General features: G+C 56.8%; 17 protein-coding genes. 9 read left to right on the top strand and 8 right to left on the bottom strand.

From position 1 onward, the window contains the following. Positions 1 to 327: 327 nt before the first annotated feature. From hofQ to pilM, 5 genes are read right to left on the bottom strand one after another with little or no spacing between them, the layout of a single operon-like run. Entirely contained in the window at positions 328 to 1590 is a 1263-nt protein-coding gene (hofQ, locus tag AC1UKS_RS01865; RefSeq protein ID WP_482435517.1) for a DNA uptake porin HofQ, read from the bottom strand. Then, positions 1529 to 1927, bottom strand: a complete 399-nt coding sequence (locus AC1UKS_RS01860; protein ID WP_482435515.1) for a HofP DNA utilization family protein — start codon at positions 1925 to 1927, stop codon at positions 1529 to 1531. Before AC1UKS_RS01860 ends, hofQ begins: the two co-directional genes overlap by 62 nt. Then, positions 1917 to 2417 (bottom strand): HofO family protein, encoded by a 501-nt coding sequence (locus tag AC1UKS_RS01855; RefSeq protein ID WP_482435513.1) that lies wholly within the window; start codon positions 2415 to 2417, stop codon positions 1917 to 1919. Before AC1UKS_RS01855 ends, AC1UKS_RS01860 begins: the two co-directional genes overlap by 11 nt. Further along, the gene (locus AC1UKS_RS01850; RefSeq protein WP_482435512.1) at positions 2410 to 2949 is read right to left on the bottom strand and encodes a PilN domain-containing protein; all 540 of its coding nucleotides are present in this window, start codon (positions 2947 to 2949) and stop codon (positions 2410 to 2412) included. The genes AC1UKS_RS01855 and AC1UKS_RS01850 overlap by 8 nt, the downstream gene beginning before the upstream one ends. Beyond that, a complete protein-coding gene (pilM, locus tag AC1UKS_RS01845) occupies positions 2949 to 3776 on the bottom strand; it encodes a type IV pilus biogenesis protein PilM (protein WP_482435511.1) in 828 nt (275 codons plus the stop codon). Before pilM ends, AC1UKS_RS01850 begins: the two co-directional genes overlap by 1 nt. Before the next feature lie 118 nt (positions 3777 to 3894). Between pilM and mrcA the strand changes: the two genes are divergently transcribed. Beyond that, positions 3895 to 6450 carry a peptidoglycan glycosyltransferase/peptidoglycan DD-transpeptidase MrcA gene (gene mrcA, locus AC1UKS_RS01840; protein ID WP_482435510.1) on the top strand — a complete coding sequence of 852 codons (2556 nt, stop codon included), beginning with the start codon at positions 3895 to 3897 and terminating at the stop codon, positions 6448 to 6450. Positions 6451 to 6531: 81 nt separating this feature from the next. Here mrcA and nudE read toward each other — a convergent pair whose 3' ends face one another. After that, positions 6532 to 7098 (bottom strand): ADP compounds hydrolase NudE, encoded by a 567-nt coding sequence (gene nudE / locus AC1UKS_RS01835; protein WP_482435509.1) that lies wholly within the window; start codon positions 7096 to 7098, stop codon positions 6532 to 6534. A 409-nt stretch (positions 7099 to 7507) separates the two neighbouring features. On the opposite strand from nudE, the gene AC1UKS_RS01830 reads away from it, so the two are divergent. From AC1UKS_RS01830 to pckA, 4 genes are all read left to right on the top strand, one after another. After that, on the top strand, positions 7508 to 9646 hold the full coding sequence (locus AC1UKS_RS01830; protein WP_265909300.1) for an intracellular growth attenuator family protein: 2139 nt from the start codon (positions 7508 to 7510) through the stop codon (positions 9644 to 9646). Positions 9647 to 9785: 139 nt separating this feature from the next. Then, positions 9786 to 10187, top strand: coding sequence for a ribosome-associated heat shock protein Hsp15 (gene hslR / locus AC1UKS_RS01825; protein ID WP_013204202.1), 402 nt, complete (start codon positions 9786 to 9788; stop codon positions 10185 to 10187). 22 nt (positions 10188 to 10209) lie between these two features. Then, on the top strand, positions 10210 to 11088 hold the full coding sequence (hslO, locus tag AC1UKS_RS01820; RefSeq protein ID WP_265909299.1) for an Hsp33 family molecular chaperone HslO: 879 nt from the start codon (positions 10210 to 10212) through the stop codon (positions 11086 to 11088). Positions 11089 to 11342: 254 nt separating this feature from the next. Next, positions 11343 to 12956, top strand: coding sequence for a phosphoenolpyruvate carboxykinase (ATP) (gene pckA / locus AC1UKS_RS01815; RefSeq protein ID WP_265909298.1), 1614 nt, complete (start codon positions 11343 to 11345; stop codon positions 12954 to 12956). A 54-nt stretch (positions 12957 to 13010) separates the two neighbouring features. Here the strand turns inward: pckA and envZ are convergent, their stop codons facing one another. Continuing rightward, the gene (envZ, locus tag AC1UKS_RS01810; protein WP_013204205.1) at positions 13011 to 14363 is read right to left on the bottom strand and encodes a two-component system sensor histidine kinase EnvZ; all 1353 of its coding nucleotides are present in this window, start codon (positions 14361 to 14363) and stop codon (positions 13011 to 13013) included. Beyond that, positions 14360 to 15079, bottom strand: coding sequence for an osmolarity response regulator transcription factor OmpR (ompR, locus tag AC1UKS_RS01805; RefSeq protein ID WP_001157751.1), 720 nt, complete (start codon positions 15077 to 15079; stop codon positions 14360 to 14362). The genes envZ and ompR overlap by 4 nt, the downstream gene beginning before the upstream one ends. Before the next feature lie 290 nt (positions 15080 to 15369). Here ompR and greB point away from each other — a divergent pair, with 290 nt between their 5' ends. The 4 genes from greB to feoB all read left to right on the top strand — a co-directional run bounded on the left by greB (position 15370) and on the right by feoB (position 20974). Further along, positions 15370 to 15849 (top strand): transcription elongation factor GreB, encoded by a 480-nt coding sequence (gene greB / locus AC1UKS_RS01800; protein ID WP_013204206.1) that lies wholly within the window; start codon positions 15370 to 15372, stop codon positions 15847 to 15849. A 96-nt stretch (positions 15850 to 15945) separates the two neighbouring features. Beyond that, complete coding sequence (locus AC1UKS_RS01795; protein ID WP_482435507.1) at positions 15946 to 18279, top strand: Tex family protein; 2334 nt, start codon at positions 15946 to 15948, stop codon at positions 18277 to 18279. A gap of 153 nt (positions 18280 to 18432) precedes the next feature. Continuing rightward, on the top strand, positions 18433 to 18657 hold the full coding sequence (gene feoA / locus AC1UKS_RS01790; protein WP_013204208.1) for a ferrous iron transporter A: 225 nt from the start codon (positions 18433 to 18435) through the stop codon (positions 18655 to 18657). A gap of 13 nt (positions 18658 to 18670) precedes the next feature. Then, positions 18671 to 20974, top strand: coding sequence for a Fe(2+) transporter permease subunit FeoB (gene feoB, locus AC1UKS_RS01785; protein WP_482435506.1), 2304 nt, complete (start codon positions 18671 to 18673; stop codon positions 20972 to 20974). Positions 20975 to 21065: the final 91 nt, after the last annotated feature.

The raw sequence follows: 21065 nt of genomic DNA, 5'->3' as shown, positions 1-21065 counted from the left end.
AACTGAAACCTCATGAGCGTTGTGCGAGAGTCAGAACAAAATTATCTCAACACTGAAGGTGTTTTGGCAACCGTTTAAATTGACCTTGCCCATTGCGCGCTATCTGGCGCGTTTCAGTCCGCTTCATTTATCACCCCGATGTCATTGCATCGGCTACGCCGGTTGCGCACGATAAAAAACGGGTTCTGTGTATTCTTCGGAGCCAAACTGTGGCCCATAAATCAAAATCGCTAAACCTTGTAAGCTAATTCCGCCCTTGCGTCAAACCCATATGCCTTCAAGGCCGGAAAAAAGCACCCGGTTACTCAGTTTGGACTAAAAAAAGCATTACTCATCACGAATCAGTCGTGGCGTGATGAAGATCACCAATTCTCGCCTTTTTTGTTCATTAATATCATAGCGAAACAGCGACCCCAGTATCGGAATATCGCCAATCAGCGGAACTTTGCGTTGACCGCTGGCGGTGGAACGCTGAAAGATGCCGCCCAGGGCCAGCGTCTGGCCGTCTTTTAACGTCACCTGCGTCTGGATTTCCTGTTTGTCGATGGCAAGATAATCGCCCTCGCCGCTGCGCATGGTTTTGCCTGGCACGTTTTGCGTCAGCTGTAACTTCAATAAAATCCGGCCGTTAGCCTGAACCACCGGCGTCACCTCCATGCCCAGCACCGCCTCCTTAAACTCCACCGTAGTGGTGCCACTGGTGCCGCTGGACACTTCATAGGGGATTTCGGTGCCCTGTTTGATGCTGGCGGGCTGCTGATGGGATGTAAACAGGCGCGGGCTGGCGATAATTTCCAGCTTATTTTCCTGTTCCAGCGCGCTAAGCTCCAGATCGAGCAATTTTCCGTCCAGTCGGGCCAGCGTAAAGCCCGCCGTCAGGGCGGCATCCGCAACAGGAAGGGAGACGGTAAACTGACTGGTGCGCAACGCCTGTGTGATTTGCTCATCGCTGGTGGTGCCCCAACGCACGCCCAACTCTCTCAGGCTCTCCTCGTTGATGGTGACGATATGGGCCGCCAGCTCGATTTGTTCCAACGGCACATCCAGCGCCTGTACCCACCGTCGGGTGGCCTCCAACGCTGGGCGCGTGTCACGCAGCAGTAAACTGTTGGTTCTGGCATCGACCGTAACGCTTCCGCGCTCACTCATCAGTCGTGCACGCTCCGACTGCAAACTGCTGTTAACGATGCTGGCATCCGCGTGGGCCAACGTCAGCACTTCGGTTATCAGCAGCTGTTCTTTCTCTGCCTTCTCACGCTGGTGCTCCTGTTCCAGCGCCTCCTTGCGTTGCTGTTCCAGCGCCCGGCTTTCCGGCCACACCAGTAAAATACTGTCTTCGGTTTCGACACTGAGCTGAGCCATGCGGGCCACCAGCTGAAGCGCCTGTTGCCAGGGAACGTTCGTCAGCCTGAGGGAAAGCGTACCCTGCACGTCTGGCGCCACCATCAAATTCAGGTTCTGCCAGTCAGCCAGCGCCTGCAGCACCTGCCCCACCGGCGCATCGTCAAAGGCCAGCGAAACCGGTCGTTCATTGGCCTTTAACGGCGTCAGTACGCCCATCAACATCAGCAGGCAAACTATCCTTTTCATAAATGCTCCCTTTTAAGTTCCTTTTAAACGCTGGCTCGCACCCGTTCAGATCCGCCAGGGTAATGCTCAACGCGGTGATCTCCTGCAACTGCCAGCGCTGGCTAAGCTGTTGGCCCTGAGTCAGCTGGATCCACTTGCCTTGTTTTGCTATCAGCCAGGCATGGAAATCGTCAGCCTGGCCAATGATCCCTTTCAGCTGCCAGTGAAAAGGCATCGGATGTTGCTCGCATTCACTCACCAATGGCTGAAAGGGATCGCGACCGGCCTGACTGTGAGCAGCGATCAGCAACAACAGGCTAACGATTGCCCTACAGAGGTTTCCGCATTCAGTCTTCATGATTCAGGGCCAGCGTCAGATGGAAACGCAGCTGCGCGTGTTCAGGCTTGAGGGTGAAGCTTGATAGCGTCACGCCGGCGGGCAGCGTGCTCAGATAGCCAAACAGGCTTTCCACCTGCGGCCAGCTAACATCCAACGTCAGGCTTCCTCCCTGGCGGCTGGGTTGCCAGTCTGCCAACTCGCCCCCTGAAACCTGCATCAACGTCAGTAAAGAGAAGGCTGTTTTCTGCTCAGGCTGCAGCGCCTGCTGAAGTTGCGCGATTTCCTCCCTGGCACTGGCAAAGGATCCCGACGCCATCAGGCGTTGCACAAGAAGCTGATACCGACTGCTTTGCAGCCGATGCTGAGCCAGCAGCTTTAAGGCCTGCTGGTCGGCCGGTGCGGCCCAAAGATGCCAAACGCACAGTGCAGAAGCACAAACGGCCGCACACAGCAGCAAGCCCTGAACCCAGACCGGTAAACTCAGCCAGCGAGACCAGGCGCTATTCATCTTCTTCTCCTGCAAGCGTTACCAACAGGTTAAAGGCCAGCCTGCCTTGTGGGCCTCGACTCAGCTGCCCGGTTTTTACCTGCGCGGCCAGCGCCAGCGTTTGCAGCTTTAAGCGAAATGCCTCGAGATCGCTTATCCCCTGACAAACTCCTGATAGCGTCAGACTGGCAGCGTTTTTCGCAATGGCACTCAGCCACAGCGTTTCGGGCATCACTTCGGGAAGACTGAGGGCAAAGCTTCGCCAGCGATCAAGGCGATGTTGACGTAGCTGTCGCGCCTGAAGCTGGCGTTGCAGGCCCTCTTTTTCCAGCGTAAGTGCCGACATCTGCCGGGTCTGCTCTTCCAGACGCTGGCTGGCGCCCTGCATAAAGCTGTCCAGACGTTGGTACTGCTGGTTAAGCGCCCGCGTCCCGACCGTTGGCATTGCGGCGGCGCTCAGTGTCAGCACCAGCACACCCAGCACCCATGCCCAACGCTGACGCGCCCTTTTCAGTTTGAGTGCCCGCCAGGGCAACAGATTGACCCAGACCATCAGGCATCTCCTGGACGAAGCGCCAGTCCGGCAGCCAGCGAAAAAGCCCCACTGAGCGTGGGCAACGGCGGCTGCTTCAGGGCAAATGCGGCAAAAGGATCCAACCCCTGCGCGCGCTCCGGCAGCGGTTCCTTTTGGTAAGAGCTGTAATAAAATGCGTCAACGTCCGCTAACTGCTTCTGCTGTAACGCGGCAAAATCTGGCGCATCCTGCACTGAACTCCAGCCCCAGCGAGGCCTGCCCGGAAATGGGCAATACCACAGCCAGTGATCCTGCAAACGGTGAACCAGCGCTGCCGACGGGTTGAGCGGTAAAGTGGTTGAAAGGGCGTGCAGTGCCGCGGGCGACAGTTCCAGCACTTGTGGGTTGAGTCTGGCCTGTTGAAGGCAGTGCAGCCAACTCTGAAGCGCATCCTGCCGGGCTGCGGTCAGATAGAGCGCTTTGCCGGCGTCGGCCTCCACACGGTAATCCAGCGCCAGCGTCTCCGGTTCAATTGGGAAAAATCGCCTCGCCGCTGCGGTGATGTACCTGCTACGCTCTGGTTCACGCAATTGGCTGCCAGGCAGCTCGATCTGCCGCTGCAGCACCAGTTGTGGAGGAAAACCCACCCGCAGCGAGATGCGGTATGGGAGCCGCCTGCGCCAGCTTTGCAGCAGGGCGATCACCGGCTCAGGACGTTGCAGCAGCCCGTTAACTAACGTATCTTGCGGCAACGCATGTTGCCACCAGTGGCGAAGTTGCCAGCCGTTCCGACGGCGCTGGATGCCGAGGGCGCAGAGTTGCCCGTTTTGAATATCCAGGCCGACTTGCCATGTCTGAAATGCCATTCGCGCGATCTCCATATCGTCAGTATCTAAAAGGACGTATCCAAGCTTCTGGCTTGCCTTTATACTACCGCGCGATTGTTTATAAACTGCCCAATCGACTCAGAATGGAAAATATCAGGTGAAGTTCGTAAAGTATTTATTGATCCTTGCAGTGTGTTGCATTTTGCTTGGAGCAGGCTCGGTCTATGGTTTGTACAAATACATAGAGCCCCAGCTGCCCGACGTTGCCACACTGAAAGATGTGCGTTTGCAGACGCCTATGCAGGTTTACAGCGCCGACAATGAGCTGATTGCTCAGTATGGCGAGAAGCGCCGTATTCCGCTGAAACTGCAGCAAATCCCGCCGGTTATGGTGAAAGCCTTTATCGCTACCGAAGACAGCCGCTTCTACGAGCACCACGGAGTCGATCCGATCGGCATCTTCCGTGCGGCGAGCGTGGCGCTGGTGTCTGGGCATGCGTCACAAGGTGCGAGTACCATCACCCAGCAGCTGGCGCGTAACTTCTTCCTCAGCCCTGAGCGTACGCTGATGCGTAAGATCAAGGAGGCTTTCCTCGCCATCCGCATTGAGCAGATGATGAATAAAGACGAAATCCTTGAGCTCTATCTGAACAAGATCTACCTCGGCTACCGTGCGTATGGCGTGGGCGCCGCAGCGCAGGTTTACTTCGGCAAAACCGTTGATCAGCTGTCGCTGAGCGAAATGGCGATGATTGCCGGCTTGCCTAAAGCCCCTTCAACCTTCAACCCACTGTATTCACACGAGCGCGCGTTACAGCGCCGCAATGTGGTGCTGGGTCGCATGCTGGACCAGAATTACATCACCCAGGCGCAGTATGACGAGGCGCGCAACACCCCGCTGGAAGCCCACTACCACGCGCCGGAAATTGCGTTCTCTGCCCCTTACCTGACCGAGATGGTTCGTCAGGAGATGGTTAAGCGTTATGGCGACAACGCCTATAACGACGGCTTCAAAGTCACCACCACCATCACCCGTAAATTACAGTTGGCTGCCCAGAAGTCGGTGCAGGACAACGTGATGAACTACGATATGCGTCACGGCTACCGTGGCCCGTCGAATGTGTTGTGGAAAGTGGGCCAGAACCCATGGGACCACACGGCAATCGTCAAGTCCCTCAAGGCTTTGCCGGTGTATGGTCCGCTGTTCCCGGCAGTGGTTACCGAAGCGAACAGTGATGAAGCCACGGTCACCATGCGTGACGGCAGCAGCATCGCATTGAATCTGGCGGGTATGCGCTGGGCACGTCCGTACAAATCCGACACCGCTCAGGGCCGCACGCCAAAATCGGTGACGGAAGTGGTTCAGGCCGGTCAGCAAATCTGGGTCTACAAAGTCGATGCCGGCTGGGCGCTGGGTCAGGTGCCGGATGTGAACTCCTCACTGGTTTCGCTGGATCCACATAACGGTGCGGTTCGCGCGCTGGTGGGTGGCTTCGACTTTAATCAGAGCAAATTCAACCGCGCCACTCAGGCCCTGCGTCAGGTGGGCTCGAATATCAAGCCGTTCCTGTATACCGCCGCAATGGACCGCGGGCTGACGCTGGCCTCCATCCTTAACGACGTACCGATTTCGCGTTGGGATGCGGGTGCCGGTTCTGACTGGCGTCCGAAAAACTCACCGCCAACCTACGATGGTCCAATCCGCTTGCGTCAGGGTCTGGGACAGTCGAAAAACGTGGTGATGGTGCGGGCTATGCGCGCAATGGGCGTCGATTACGCGGCACAATATCTGCAGCGTTTCGGCTTCCCGGCACAAAACATCGTTCACACCGAATCGTTAGCGCTGGGTTCCGCTTCCTTTACCCCGCTGCAGATGGTGCGCGGTTACTCCGTTATGGCTAACGGCGGTTTCCTGGTTGACCCTTACTTCATCAGCAAGATCGAAGATGAGCAAGGCAACGCCCTGTTTGAAGAGAAACCGAAGGTCGCCTGCCCGGAGTGCAATCTTCCGGTCATTTATGGCGAAACCAAGAAAGCGGTCGCCCTGAGTGAAGACAGCGTGGAAAACGTTGCCGTCTCGAAAGAAGGTGAAAAGACCGCCGTTCCTCAGCCGCAGCTTGAGCAGGTTTCGCAGAAGCAGGCCCAGCAGGATGGCGAGCAGCAATATGCACCGCACGTGATCAACACGCCGCTGTCGTTCCTGATTAAGAGTGCAATGAACTCAAACATCTTCGGCGAGCCAGGCTGGATGGGAACCGGCTGGCGCGCAGGCCGTGATTTGGGTCGCAACGATATCGGCGGCAAAACCGGGACAACCAACAGCTCGAAAGATGCCTGGTTCTCTGGTTATGGCCCTGGCGTGGTGACCTCGGTGTGGATTGGCTTTGATGACCACCGTCGCGATCTGGGTCGCACGACGGCATCGGGTGCGATCAAGGATCAGATTTCAGGGTATGAAGGCGGCGCGAAAAGTGCTCAGCCCGCCTGGGACGAGTACATGAAAGCCGCGCTGGATGGCGTGCCGGTTCAGCCCCTTTCTCCGCCGGAAGGCGTGGTGACGGTGACCATAGACCGTGGCACCGGCAAGCTGGCGAATGGCGGCGGCAACACCCGTCAGGAATACTTTATCGATGGCACCCAGCCTACCGAGTACTCCGTGCATGATGTCGGCACCACGCTGATGGATAACGGCCAGAGCCATGAACTGTTCTGATCGTTAAGCCAACAAAAAGGGACGCGCCGTTATCCGGCGCGTCCCTCTGAATCAACGTAAGCGGGCCTGGTGCCCGCTTTTTTAATAGCTAATGCGGCCCTGCTTCACCAGCCATTCACGAACCAGGAACAGCGCGCTGACGTTACGCGCCTCGCAGAAATCCGGTTCTTGTAACAACCCCAGCAGGTTATCCAGCGGCCAACGCAGCTGGGGAAGGGGTTCAGGTTCATCTCCCTCCAGCTTCTCTTCATAGAGCTTTTCCGCCACCACGATGTTCATTTTGCTGGAGAAATAGGACGGTGCCAGCGTCAGTTTACCCAGCGTTTCCAGCATTTCCGCGCCGAAACCTGCTTCCTCTTTCAGCTCACGGTTCGCCGCTTCATACGGGGTTTCGCCTGGGTCAATCAACCCTTTTGGAAAGCCGAGTTCATAGCATTCCAGCCCCACCGCATACTCCTGGATCAGGATAATGTGGTCGTCGATGATCGGCACGATCATTACCGCTTCGCGGTCAGTGGGTTTCATCCGCTCATAGACTCTACGGGCACCGTTACTGAATGCCAGGTCTACGGCCTCAATGGTGAACAGACGCGAGCGTGCCACGGCTTCCACATTAAGGATTTTGGGTTTCTGCAGTTGTCTGGTCATAGTGGCCCCAGGAAAAAAGCCAAAAAATGAGCGTCATAGCCCGTAAGTCACGGCATATTGACCGTCGTACCCCCATTGTGCGGCACCGGAGTGGGGATGCCAATCATCGCATGGATTATTTTACCTGGTTATAACAAATGCGCGTCGGCTAGCATGAAAAGTTTTAAAAAAAGTCAATCAGGACCAGTAAAAATAGGATTATGCCGATACTGATGCAGCAAATGGGTTGATACCATCTCAGCAGGGATTCCTATACTAATAATCTAATTTTATGATTTTGCGCGCTATTTTTGTATACACAGCGGATTGCCAGAGCCGTCTAAACCCGCCACAATGTCGGTAACGATATGATCAAAGCCGGGTATCATCATAATGACGACGGGAGCATCGTGGCAGGAATGAGGGAAGCATGAGCACAATAGTCATTATATTGGCTGTAATGCTGGCCTGCTCGATGGGAGCGGGATGTTTCTTTTGGTACGCTATGCGGCATCGCCCGCCCTTGGCGAAACCACTGCCATTCATCAGTCCTCCATTTCGTAAACTGAGTGACGACGAGCGCAAAGCCGTTGAGCGCTATATCAACCTGCTTGAAAAACATCGTGATAACACCTTACCCGGTGGTACCAGCAGGACGGCCGAACCGCTGGTCCTCACCTCGCAAAGCAGCAACGTCTACCCTGTCACACGCTCGATTACCCGCTACGGCCTCACCACTGATGATCCCAACAAATGGCGTTATTACCTGGATGCGGTAGAAGTGCATTTGCCGCCGTTGTGGGAACAGTATATTGCTGAAGAGAACTACGTTGAGCTGATCAAAACGCAATCCATTCCGCTGGTCATTTCGTTAAATGGCCATTCGCTGGTGAATTACGTTTATGAGCAGCCCGCGCTGGCCCCGGCTATCCGCCCGGTGTCGCAAAACGCCTCGATCAGGAAAGAAGAGAGCGAAAACATTGAGCTGGTCAGCGTGCGCAAGGAAACCGCCGAAGAATACGCCCTCAGCCGCCCGGACGGCACGCGTGAAGCGTCCGCAATCTGCATCGCCTTCCTGCTGTTCTTTGTCAGCCTGGTTGGTCCTGAACTGTTGATGCCTTGGCTGGTGCTGGCTGGCGCCGCGATGATTGCGGTCAGCTGCTGGTTCCTCTACCGTCGTCCTGGCGAAAAAGATCTCCGCGAAATTCACTGCCTGCGCGGCGCGCCTAAGCGCTGGGGATTGTTCGGCGAATCTAACCAGGGACAGGTCAGCAATATTTCACTGGGCATCATTGACCTGATTTACCCGCCTCACTGGCAGCCCTACGTCTCTACTGATTTGGGCCAGTCGACTGAAATAGATATTTACCTGAACCGCCAGGTTGTCCGCCAGGGGCGTTTCCTCTCGCTGCAGGATGAGGTGCGCAACTTCCCCATTCAGCGCTGGAAAAAGAATCTGGTACTGGCGGCAGGATCGTTACTGGTAATGGTGTTACTGGTTGCGTGGATCCCGCTAAGTATGCCGCTTAAGCTGAGCCTGGCGTGGTTAAAGGGCACCGAAAGCGTTCAGGTTCAGACGGTCAACGATTTGGAAAAAATGCCGCTGCATATCGGTGACAGCCTGAAGGTCAACGGTGAAGGCATGTGTTCCATCCCGGCAACCTATCAGGGCAACCGCACTTACGCCTTTATGCCGTTTGACTGCTCGGCGGTTTACTGGAATAACGCCGCTCCCCTGCCCCAGCCGCAGTCCGACATTATTGATAAAGCCACCGCGCTGCTCAGCACCACCAGCATGCAGCTACACCCGCAAAGCAACACCGATCCAAAGCTCAACCCACAGCTGGCGACGGCTATACAGAAATCCGGCATGATCCTGCTGGATGATTTCTCGGACATCGTGCTGAGAACCCAGGAGTTGTGCAGTCAGGATCAGGATTGCGTGCGGCTGAAGAATGCGCTGGTTAACCTCGGCAATGCCAAAGACTGGGATACGCTGGTACGCCGGGCGGATTCCGGCTCGCTGAACGGCATGAATGTGCTGCTGCGTCCGGTCAGCGCTGAAGCGCTGGAAAATCTGGTGAATACCGCCACCTCCTCGTTCTTCTACCGCGAAACCCGCCGTGCGGCGGAAGCGCTGAACAGCCCACCGCCAGGCGGCTTCCTGATCCTCAGCGATGAAGGCCGGCAGCTAGTTAACCAGCAGGCACCGAGCGTTTCACTGTTTGATTTCAATGCACCCGACCAGTGGCCCGAGCTGCAACGTCTGGCCGGCATGCTGCTGCACACCCAGTTTTACGCCAGCGGCATCGTCACCAATATCACTACCGATGCCAACGGCACCCGTCATATTGCGCTGCACAGCGCACCGGACAAACTAACGCTCTGGCGTTATCTGGGTACCAGCCTGCTGCTGCTGGTGGTTACGCTCAGTTTTGTGATCAACGGCCTGTTGGCGTTGAAGCGCATCCACGGTAATCGCCAGCGCCTGATTGCCATCCAAACCTATTACGACAAGTGCTTCAGCCCCTCGCTGAGCACCAGCCAGAGCATTCGCCCGTTATTCTGAGCCGGTCAGTTTTATGCTATTTTTAAGGCTGACAAGGCGAATGGCCTCCCCTTCTGACTCCCCTGATTATCCTGCGATGAAGCGCCTTGAATTTCAGCGATTCACCCATACATAGGGGTATTCCCATCAAGGAGCAGCGATGAAAGAGAAATCCGCAGAGGCGATTCGGCTGGATAAGTGGCTGTGGGCCGCTCGCTTCTACAAAACCCGTTCTGCGGCACGCCAGATGATTGAGGGTGGCAAAGTCCACTACAACGGTCAGCGCAGCAAGCCGAGTAAAATCGTTGAGCTGAATGCTGAACTGACGCTCCGGCAGGGAAATGATGAACGCACCGTGATCGTGCTGGCCATCAGCGAACAGCGCCGCCCGGCGGTGGAAGCTCAGCTGATGTACGAAGAGACGGCACAAAGTATTGAGAAACGGGAAAAGATCGCGCTGGCGCGAAAAATGAACGCGCTGACCATGCCGCATCCCGACCGCCGCCCGGATAAAAAAGAGCGACGGGACTTAATGAAATTTAAAAATTCTGGCGACGAGTAATCCGCCCAAACGAGAGAGAATCATGGCTCATCAAGATCAAATGCACCGTTACCTGTTCGAAAACCATGCCGTGCGTGGCGAACTGGTTACCGTTTCCGACACCTGGCGTGAAATCATCAAAGGCCACGACTATCCGTTACCGGTGCAGAAAGTACTGGGCGAACTGCTTGTTGCTACCAGCCTGCTGACCGCCACGCTGAAGTTTGACGGCGATATTACCGTTCAGCTGCAGGGCGATGGCCCGCTGAACCTGGCGGTAATCAACGGCAATAACCGTCAGGAAATGCGCGGCGTTGCCCGTATGCAGGGTGAGATTGCGGCAGAAAGCACGCTGAAAGAGATGGTCGGCAACGGCTACCTGGTGATCACCATTTCCCCGGCGGAAGGTGAGCGTTATCAGGGCGTGGTAGGGCTGGAAGGCGAGACGCTGGCGGAGTGCCTGGAAGATTACTTTATACGATCTGAGCAGCTGCCAACGCGCCTGTTTATCCGTACCGGCGAAATCGAAGGCCAGCAGGGCGCAGGCGGGATCCTGTTGCAGGTGTTGCCGGCGCAGGATGCTAACCCGGATGACTTCACCCATCTGGCCACGCTGACCGAAACCATCAAAACTGACGAGCTGCTCGGCCTGCCGGCGAATGATGTGTTGTGGCGCCTGTATCACCAGGAAGAAGTGACGATTTTTGATCCGCAAGACGTTTGCTTCCGCTGCACCTGCTCGCACGAGCGCTGTGGCGAAGTGCTGGCGACGCTGCCTGAAGCCGAAGTGGACGAAATCCTTGCCGAAGATGGCAAAATCGACATGCACTGTGACTACTGCGGCAGCCACTATACCTACGACGCGGTGGATATTGCGGCGATTCGTAACGGTTCTTCCGCGAGTAACGATCAGCTTCATTGATGCGACTCGCGTCGCAAACTGATGCGTAAATATGCACGAAATGGTCAGGCCTTAACCGGCCTGGCCCTGCTCCTTCCTCTCTTCACGCGCTGCTTCTCATTTCTGCTGCTTTTGCCTTTCACTGCATCTTCACACGTGTAGACTGCGCGCGATCGTGCTTTCCGCATGAGGATGGATATGCGGAACATCACGGTTAATGGTCTTCCATTACCCTACACTACGTTGCAGCACAGAGCCGATAAAGGAGCAGTAACATGCGTGATCTGACCCCGCAGGACCTCGTCGCTTATGGCATCACGGACACGGTTGAAATCGTCCATAACCCCGATTATGAAACGCTTTTTCACGAAGAAACCCGTCCAGGACTGTCCGGTTGTGAACGAGGCATTCAGACACAATCTGGCGCCATTGCCGTCGATACCGGCATTTTTACCGGCCGCTCACCCAAAGATAAATATATCGTCCGCGATGACACCACCCGCGACACGCTGTGGTGGAACGATCGGGGCGAAGGTAAGAACGACAACCAGCCGCTCTCTGAGGAAAACTGGCAGGCCCTGAAATCCCTCGTCACTAAGCAGCTGTCACACAAACGCCTGTTTGTGGTGGATGCCTGGTGCGGCGCCAATCCCGATAGCCGACTTTGCGTGCGCTTTATCACTGAAGTGGCCTGGCAGGCGCACTTTGTGAAAAACATGTTTATCCGCCCGGATGACGCCGCGCTGGCCACCTTTGAGCCGGACTTCGTGGTGATGAACGGTGCTAAATGCACCAATCCACACTGGCAAAACCAGGGGCTGCACTCCGAGAATTTTGTTGCCTTCAACCTGACGGAACGTATTCAGCTGATTGGCGGCACCTGGTACGGCGGCGAAATGAAAAAAGGCCTGTTCGCCATCATGAACTATCTGCTGCCGTTAAAGGGCATTGCTTCGATGCACTGCTCAGCGAACGTCGGCGAAAAAGGCGATGTGGCGGTGTTCTTTGGCCTCTCCGGCACCGGTAAAACCACGCTTTCTACCGATCCGCTGCGCCAGCTGATCGGCGATGATGAACATGGCTGGGACGATGACGGCGTGTTTAACTTTGAAGGCGGCTGTTACGCCAAGACCATCAAGCTTTCTGAACTGGCTGAGCCGGAAATTTATCAGGCGATTCGACGCGACGCCCTGCTGGAAAATGTGGTGATCCGTGCCGATGGCACCGTGGATTACGATGACGGCAGCAAGACCGAAAACACCCGCGTCTCCTACCCGATTGAACACATCGATAACATCGTGAAGCCGGTCTCCAAAGCGGGCCACGCCAGTAAAGTGATCTTCCTGACTGCCGATGCTTTTGGCGTGCTGCCGCCGGTGTCACGGCTCAGTCCCGATCAGACCCAGTATCACTTCCTGTCGGGCTTCACCGCCAAACTGGCAGGTACCGAACGCGGCGTGACCGAACCCACACCGACCTTCTCCGCCTGCTTCGGTGCGGCCTTCCTGACGCTGCACCCAACGCAGTATGCCGAAGTGTTGGTGAAGCGGATGGAAGCGGCCGGTGCGGAGGCCTGGCTGGTCAATACCGGCTGGAACGGCAGCGGCAAGCGCATCTCCATTAAGGATACGCGGGCGATTATCAATGCCATTCTACGCGGTGAGCTGTCGCAAGCCGAAACCGTGACGCTGCCGGTGTTTAATCTGCAGATGCCCGTCGCGCTGCCGGGTGTGGATAGCCATATTCTCGATCCGCGAAACACCTGGAGTGATGAAGCCGAGTGGCAAGGGAAAGCCACCGATCTGGCCCAGCGGTTTATTGATAACTTCGATAAATACACCGATACGCCAGCCGGTGAGGCGTTAATCAAAGCCGGTCCGCAGTTGTAACGCAAAAAGGGCTTAGTCATCGACTAAGCCCTTTTTTACAGACAGATTAAACCGTTAGGCGACGGGCGGTGCCGGCAGGCTGTTGGCTGGTGGCAAAGGCAGATAGGCACGAATGCGCAACCCGCCGCGATCGCTGTCACCAATCTCCAACGATCCCTGATGCGCGTCGATAATACGTTGCACAATCGCCAGGCCTAATCCCGTTCCGCTGGTGCTGCGGGCGCTGTCTCCGCGCACAAACGGCTGGAACAGGTGCTTCAGCTGATCCGGCCGGATGCCCGGACCATCATCTTCAACCTGGAACCAGGCGCGCTGCAACTCGCTGCCGCTGCTGACCTTTATCCAACCGTTACCATAGCGGGCGGCGTTCACCACCATATTGGCCACCGCACGTTTAATGGATAGCGGGTTGATATCGACCATCAGTTCGCTGGTCATCACCTCGTTCTCAATCTCACGCTCATAGCCGCTTTCCGCCGCGACCACTTCGCCAAGTACGCCATTCAGGTCCGCACGCTCAAACTGCATCTCCTGGCCGGTACGCAGATAATCAATAAACTGCTCGATGATGGCGTTGCACTCTTCGATGTCTTTATTGATCGACTCAGCAAGATAGCCATCTTCCTGAGACATCATCTCGGTCGCCAGACGGATACGCGTTAGCGGCGTTCGCAGGTCATGACTGACACCCGCCATTAACAGCGTGCGGTCATCGGCCAACTGTTTAACGCCCGACGCCATCTGATTAAACGCCCGGGTAACCGAGCGCACTTCAGACGCTCCGTACTCTCTCAGCGGTGGCGGAATAATGCCTTTACCCACCTGGATTGCAGCGTGCTCCAGCTCCACAAGGGGTCGGTTCTGGATGCGTATAAACAGCCAGGCACCGCCAATCGCTAACAGCATGATCGCCAGCGTGTAACGGAATAGCGGCGAGAAGTCCCCCTGATGAATTTCCGTCAGCGGCACCCTGACCCAGATATCCGGCGACAGCCAGGTTTTCAGCCACACCACCGGGGAGTTTTTATTCACCTCGACGCGAACGTCGGTCGGCCCACCCAGTTGCTGTGCCATCTGCTGGCTAAGGAATTCGTAATGCTGCGCCCAGCGCAATCCGCTCTCTTCCGCCGCCGCGTTGGTATACAGCGAAATGCCTAACTCGCGGTATATCTCACGGCGGAATGCAGGTGGCACCTCAAGCTGCGTGCCATCCTCCAGCTGTAACCGATCGGTCATCAGCATTCGCACTTCATACGCCAGCACTTTGTTGAACTGCTGCAGGCTTGGCAGGATGGCAAAGTTCAGCACCACCAGATAGGTCGTGACCAGGCTGACAAACAGCAGAGTCACGATCAACAGCAGCGTACGGGCAAAAGAACTGCGGGGAGAGAAGCGGATCCGCCTCATGCCTTGCTGCCGTCCGGCACGAAGACGTAGCCCAGGCCCCAAACGGTCTGGATATAGCGTGGGTGTGCCGGATCTTCTTCCACCATGCGACGCAGGCGGGAGATCTGCACGTCAATCGAACGTTCCATCGCACTGTATTCACGGCCACGCGCCAGGTTCATCAGCTTATCGCGGGACAGCGGTTCACGCGGGTGGCTGACCAGTGCCTTCAGCACGGCAAACTCGCCGCTGGTGAGTGGCATTGGCTCGTCTTCACGGAACATTTCACGCGTGCCGAGGTTCAGCTTGAACTTACCGAAAGCGATCACCGCTTCTTCCTGCGACGGTGCGCCCGGCAGTTCATTGGCCTGACGACGCAGAACGGCACGGATACGGGCCAACAGCTCACGCGGGTTAAACGGTTTTGGGATGTAGTCATCAGCGCCGATTTCCAGGCCAACGATACGATCCACTTCTTCGCCTTTCGCCGTCACCATGATGATCGGCATTGGGTTGCTCTGGCTGCGCAGACGGCGGCAGATAGACAGGCCATCTTCACCTGGCAGCATCAGGTCCAGCACCATCAGGTGGAAGGATTCACGCGTCAGCAGACGATCCATCTGCTCAGCGTTCGCCACGCTACGCACCTGGAAACCCTGTTCGGTCAGATAGCGTTCCAGCAACGCACGTAAACGCATGTCGTCATCCACGACCAGAATTTTGTAGTTCTCTTGCATGTCGATACTCCCAAAGGCGCAATTGCCCGAGCTATTATTTTCAAAAAAGATGCCTGAATGTAACAGTCAATAATGGTTTATATTCTAGCCGAAATTGTTACAAAGCATATTAAACAGCAGCTTATCTTTAATTTTGGCTGAAAAACCTGCGCTAATGCACAGCTTTTCAATGCCGAATAGTCAGGACAAACAAACAGTAAGCGCTGGCAGAAAAATGCAGAAGGGATTTGCATCAGTGCGCGCCGCACAACAAAATAGTCGCAGCATTCCCGTGAAAGAAGTGGATTACGATGAAAACCCAACTGATTACCCGCGAAGGTTACGACAAGCTTAAGCAGGAACTCGACTTTCTCTGGCGGGAAGATCGGCCTGAAGTGACCAAAAAGGTGACCTGGGCGGCCAGCCTCGGTGACCGCAGTGAAAATGCCGATTACCAATACAACAAGAAACGGCTGCGCGAGATTGACCGCCGCGTGCGCTATCTCACCAAATGCCTTGAGCAGCTGCGCATTGTGGAATACTCGCCGCAGCAGGATGGCAAAGTGTTCTTTGGCGCCTGGGTCGAGATTGAAAACGACGCGGGCGACGTGAAGCGCTTTCGCATTGCCGGCTACGACGAGATTTTTGGCCGCAATGACTACATCTCAATCGATTCACCGATGGCCCGCGCGCTGCTGAAGAAAGAGGTCGGCGATTTGGCGGTGGTGCCTACGCCGGTTGGCGATGCGCACTGGTATGTGGTGGCGATCGACTACGTTAAACAATCCTAATCACGCGGATGTGGGCGCTGAGTGTCGCCCGGCGACTGGCAATTTCCGCCTGCAATCCGTATAACTGTCCGCTGTCTATAAGCCATAAAGTAACCGATGATGAAAGATTCGCTGAGCCGCATTATTGCAAGTGAGCTGCAGGCGCGAGCAGAACAGGTTGATGCCGCTGTCCGTCTGTTGGATGAAGGGAATACCGTGCCGTTTATCGCACGTTATCGTAAGGAAGTGACCGGCGGGCTGGATGATACCCAGCTGCGTATGCTGGAAACCCGCCTGAGCTACCTCAGGGAGCTGGAAGAGCGACGCCAGTCGATTCTGAAATCTATCGGCGACCAGGGCAAGTTAACCGATGAGCTGAGCACCGCCATCACCAACACCCTGAGCAAAACCGAACTCGAAGACCTTTACCTGCCTTATAAACAAAAGCGCCGCACGCGCGGAATGATTGCGCTTGAAGCCGGTCTGGAACCGCTGGCCGACACGCTGTGGCAGGATCCTTCATACGACCCTGAGCAGCTGGCCGCGACCTTTGTCGATGCCGATAAAGGCGTTGCGGACACCAAAGCCGCCCTTGATGGCGCGCGCTATATCCTGATGGAACGCTTCGCTGAAGACGCCTCGTTGCTGGCCAAAGTGCGTGACTACCTGTGGAAACATGCGCACCTGGTGTCGCGCGTTGTCGATGGCAAACAGGACGAAGGCGCAAAATTCCGCGACTACTTCGACCACCACGAAGCCCTGACTACGGTGCCCTCTCACCGTGCGCTGGCGATGTTCCGCGGCCGCAACGAAGGCATCCTGCAGCTGGCGCTGAATCCCGATCCGCAGTTCGACGAGCCGCCACGTGAAAGCCACGGCGAGCAAATCATTATCGATCACCTGCAGCTGCGCCTGAATAACGCACCGGCTGATGGCTGGCGTAAAGCGGTGGTCAGCTGGACCTGGCGCATCAAGGTGCTGCTGCATCTCGAAACCGAGCTGATGGGCACCGTGCGCGAACGCGCCGAAGATGAAGCGATCAACGTCTTTGCCCGTAACCTGCACGATCTGCTGATGGCGGCGCCGGCAGGCATGCGCGCCACCATGGGCCTCGATCCGGGTCTGCGTACCGGCGTGAAGGTGGCGATCGTTGATGCCACCGGCAAGCTAGTTGCTACCGATACCATTTATCCGCATACCGGCCAGACGGCAAAAGCCGCGGCTGCCGTAGCGGCGCTGTGCACCAAACACAACGTTGAGCTGGTTGCCATCGGCAACGGCACCGCGTCCCGCGAAACCGAGCGCTTCTACCTGGATATTCAACAGCAGTATCCGCAGGTCAAGGCGCAGAAAGTGATCGTCAGTGAAGCCGGCGCGTCGGTCTATTCCGCCTCGGAACTGGCCGCGCTGGAATTCCCTGACCTCGACGTGTCCATCCGTGGTGCGGTGTCGATTGCCCGCCGCTTGCAGGATCCGCTGTCTGAGCTGGTGAAAATCGACCCGAAATCCATCGGGGTCGGCCAGTATCAGCACGACGTCAGCCAGAGCCAGTTGGCGAAGAAGCTGGATGCAGTGGTCGAAGACTGCGTAAACGGCGTTGGCGTTGATTTGAACACCGCTTCCGTACCGCTGCTGACCCGCGTGGCGGGCCTGAGCAAGATGATGGCGCAGAACATTGTCAGCTGGCGCGACGAGAACGGCCGCTTCCAGGATCGTCAGCAGTTGCTGAAAGTCAGCCGTCTGGGACCGAAAGCCTTTGAGCAGTGCGCGGGCTTCCTGCGTATCAACCAGGGCGATAACCCGCTGGATGCCTCAACGGTTCACCCGGAAGCCTACCCGGTGGTGCAGCGCATTCTGGCCGCTACTCAGCAGGCGCTGAATGAAGTGATGGGCAACCCTACCGAACTGCGCAACCTGCGTGCCATCGACTTCACCGATGAGAAGTTCGGTGTGCCGACCGTCACCGATATCATTAAAGAGCTGGAAAAACCGGGCCGCGATCCGCGTCCTGAGTTTAAAACGGCGCAGTTCGCAGAAGGTATCGAGACGATGAACGATTTGCTGCCCGGCATGGTGCTGGAAGGCGCGGTCACTAACGTCACCGGCTTTGGCGCCTTCGTTGATATCGGCGTGCATCAGGACGGTCTGGTGCATATCTCTTCGCTGTCAGATAAGTTCATCGATGACCCACACAAAGTGGTGAAGGCGGGCGATATCGTTAAGGTGAAGGTGATGGAAGTGGATTTGCAGCGTAAGCGCGTTGCGCTGACCATGCGTCTTGATGAGCAGCCGGGCGAAGGCAACGCTCGCCGTGGCGGCGGTAATGCCGGCCGTGACAACGCGAAACCCGCTCAGGGCAAGCCGCGTCCACGGCCGGCGGCTCAGCCCGCTGTCAGCAACAACAGCGCGATGGGTGATGCGCTGGCCGCGGCGTTCGGCAAAAAACGCTAAGCAACACGCGCGGATCTGCGGGTCCGCGCGTCATTTCCCCTCTGTTTAGTTTCGCTCCCCTCAAGCTTGTTCTGCATCAATAAGACCGTGAATCGTTCTCATTATAATTGCCACCGTTGAATATCACGGCGCCTCCCGCCGCCAGGTGGAACTATGCAGATCGTCCCGCAGCAGTACTATAAAATCGTCAGCTTCTCTCCCTCCGTCAGCGCCGCGTTCCGGCAGAAACTGCTGGCGCTTGGGCTGTTACCCGGTGCCCATTTTCAGGTCAAACGCATTGCCCCGCTGGGCGATCCGGTCCAGATCGAAGTTCGCCGCGTCAGCCTGATGCTGCGGAAAAAAGACCTGGCTTTCCTGCAACTGGAGCCTCAGCGCTGAGGGGAAGATGAACATGAAAACCTGCACCATTGGCCTGATTGGCAATCCAAATTCGGGTAAAACCACCCTGTTTAATCAGTTAACCGGCGCGCGGCAGCGAGTAGGCAACTGGGCTGGGGTGACGGTCGAGCGCAAACAGGGGCAGTTCGCGACGCAACGCTATGCTGTGCAACTGGTCGATCTGCCCGGCACCTACTCCCTCACCACCCTTTCTGCCGACAGCTCACTCGACGAGCAGATTGCCTGTCACTACATGTTAAGCGGCGAAGCCGATCTGGTGATCAACGTGGTCGATGCCAGCAATCTGGCCCGTAACCTGTGGCTGACTCAGCAGCTGCAGGCGCTGGGCGTGCCCTGCATCATCGCTCTGAATATGCTGGATATCGCCGCCAGCCAGCAGATTGATATCGATATTCGTTCCCTTGAAAAGCAGCTCGGCTGTCCGGTTATTCCGCTTGTTTCCACTCGCGCGCAGGGCATTGAACAGCTTAAGCAGGCCATTGATGACCATTCACGGCGTGCCGGGCAGTTTGCGGTCAGCTATCCCGTCGAAATCCTTGCACAGGTGGCCACGCTGAGTGACGCGATGCACGGCGAGCGATCGCCGGTACAACGCCGATGGCTGGCGTTACAACTGCTTGAGGGCGATATTTACAGCCGCTCCCAGGCCAGCGACGCCGCAGGCTTGCTGCAAACGTTCCCTGACCTGGCGGAAGCGCCGCTGAAAATTGCGGCAGCCCGCTATCAGGCCATTGATGCGGTGTGTGACGCGGTGACCGTGCCGCATCGGGCAACCGCGCACCGGCTTTCAACCCGGCTCGACAGCCTGGTTCTCAATCGCTGGCTTGGCCTGCCGATTTTCTTAGGCGTGATGTACCTGATGTTCTTCTTTGCTATCAACCTTGGCGGCGCGCTGCAACCGCTGTTTGAGATCGGATCGGCGGCGATATTTATTCACGGCACGCAGTGGCTTGGGGCCATGGCGCACTTCCCGCTGCCCCTAACCTTGTTCCTGGCGCAGGGCATTGGCGGCGGTATCAATACCGTGATGCCGCTGGTGCCGCAAATCGGCCTGATGTATCTGTTCCTCTCGCTGATGGAAGACTCCGGCTATATGGCGCGCGCGGCGTTTGTGATGGATCGTTTGATGCAGGCGCTGGGTCTGCCCGGCAAATCCTTCGTGCCATTGATTGTCGGCTTTGGCTGTAATGTGCCCTCGGTGATGGGTGCCCGCACGCTGGATGCGCCGCGCGAGCGCCTGATGACCGTGCTGATGGCACCGTTTATGTCGTGCGGTGCCAGGCTGGCGATCTTCGCCGTATTTGCTGCCGCCTTCTTCGGCAAAAGCGGTTCGCTGGTGGTGTTCAGTCTTTATCTGTTGGGCATTGTGGCCGCCATTGTGACCGGGCTGCTGTTGAAAAAAACCTTACTGCGAGGGGAAGCGTCGCCGTTTGTGATGGAGCTGCCGACCTGGCACGTGCCCCATCTGAAAAGTCTGCTGCTGCAAACCTGGCAGCGGCTGCAAAGTTTTGTGCTGCGGGCCGGCAAAGTCATCGTGGTGGTTAGCGTGCTGATTGGTGCGCTGAACAGTTTCTCGTTCAGTGGTCAGCCGGTGGACAGCATCAACGATTCGGCGCTGGCTACCGTCAGCCGCACCCTGACGCCACTGCTGTCGCCGATGGGTGTGCAGCCGGATAACTGGCAGGCCACCGTCGGCCTGGTGACCGGTGCGATGGCAAAAGAAGTGGTGGTCGGGACGCTGAACACGCTGTACACCGCTGAAGCCCTGCACGAGCAGCCCTTTGACGCCGCCAGCTTTAGCCTGATCAATGAGCTGAAAGACGCGCTGACAGAAACCTGGGACGGGGTTAAAGAGACTTTCAGCCTGAGCGTGCTGCTTAATCCGGTTGAAGCCAGTAAGGGCGACGGCGAAATGGCGACCGGCGCGATGGGGGTGATGCACAGCAAATTCGGCAGTGCCGCCGCCGCTTACAGCTATCTGATTTTCGTGCTGCTTTACGTGCCCTGTGTGTCCGTGATGGGGGCCATTGCGCGGGAAAGTAGTCGCCGCTGGATGTTTTTCTCGATTGGCTGGGGACTGAATCTGGCTTATTCGCTGGCAACCGTGTTTTATCAGTTGGCCACCTTTAACGATAATCCTCAATCCAGCAGCCTGATTTTACTGGCGGTTGCCGGTTTCAACCTGCTGCTGTGGCTGCGGCTGAAAACCCTGACCTTACCGCCGGAACGTCTGTCATTGAGCGTCGTCACCCACACACCGTGCGCGGGCTGTACCAAGAGCGGGCGCTGCCACTGATTTCCCTGACGAGACGTTGAGCGTCTGGCCGTTGAAGTTGCGATTCTGCTTCAACGGTCTACAGTGAAAACTATCGTGCTGTGGATAAATG

The sequence above is a fragment of the Erwinia sp. AK-PDG3-5 genome (assembly GCF_056821705.1).
This window is presented reverse-complemented; position numbering and strand designations above follow the sequence as displayed.

What these genes read in the sequence shown, in the direction of transcription:
- hofQ (WP_482435517.1), bottom strand. Translation starts at nt 1,590, where the DNA reads ATGAAAAGGATAGTTTGCCTGCTGATGTTGATGGGCGTACTGACGCCG.
- AC1UKS_RS01860 (WP_482435515.1), bottom strand. Translation starts at nt 1,927, where the DNA reads ATGAAGACTGAATGCGGAAACCTCTGTAGGGCAATCGTTAGCCTGTTG.
- AC1UKS_RS01855 (WP_482435513.1), bottom strand. Translation starts at nt 2,417, where the DNA reads ATGAATAGCGCCTGGTCTCGCTGGCTGAGTTTACCGGTCTGGGTTCAG.
- AC1UKS_RS01850 (WP_482435512.1), bottom strand. Translation starts at nt 2,949, where the DNA reads ATGGTCTGGGTCAATCTGTTGCCCTGGCGGGCACTCAAACTGAAAAGG.
- pilM (WP_482435511.1), bottom strand. Translation starts at nt 3,776, where the DNA reads ATGGCATTTCAGACATGGCAAGTCGGCCTGGATATTCAAAACGGGCAA.
- nudE (WP_482435509.1), bottom strand. Translation starts at nt 7,098, where the DNA reads ATGACCAGACAACTGCAGAAACCCAAAATCCTTAATGTGGAAGCCGTG.
- AC1UKS_RS01830 (WP_265909300.1), top strand. Translation starts at nt 7,508, where the DNA reads ATGAGCACAATAGTCATTATATTGGCTGTAATGCTGGCCTGCTCGATG.
- hslR (WP_013204202.1), top strand. Translation starts at nt 9,786, where the DNA reads ATGAAAGAGAAATCCGCAGAGGCGATTCGGCTGGATAAGTGGCTGTGG.
- hslO (WP_265909299.1), top strand. Translation starts at nt 10,210, where the DNA reads ATGGCTCATCAAGATCAAATGCACCGTTACCTGTTCGAAAACCATGCC.
- pckA (WP_265909298.1), top strand. Translation starts at nt 11,343, where the DNA reads ATGCGTGATCTGACCCCGCAGGACCTCGTCGCTTATGGCATCACGGAC.
- envZ (WP_013204205.1), bottom strand. Translation starts at nt 14,363, where the DNA reads ATGAGGCGGATCCGCTTCTCTCCCCGCAGTTCTTTTGCCCGTACGCTG.
- ompR (WP_001157751.1), bottom strand. Translation starts at nt 15,079, where the DNA reads ATGCAAGAGAACTACAAAATTCTGGTCGTGGATGACGACATGCGTTTA.
- greB (WP_013204206.1), top strand. Translation starts at nt 15,370, where the DNA reads ATGAAAACCCAACTGATTACCCGCGAAGGTTACGACAAGCTTAAGCAG.
- AC1UKS_RS01795 (WP_482435507.1), top strand. Translation starts at nt 15,946, where the DNA reads ATGATGAAAGATTCGCTGAGCCGCATTATTGCAAGTGAGCTGCAGGCG.
- feoA (WP_013204208.1), top strand. Translation starts at nt 18,433, where the DNA reads ATGCAGATCGTCCCGCAGCAGTACTATAAAATCGTCAGCTTCTCTCCC.
- feoB (WP_482435506.1), top strand. Translation starts at nt 18,671, where the DNA reads ATGAAAACCTGCACCATTGGCCTGATTGGCAATCCAAATTCGGGTAAA.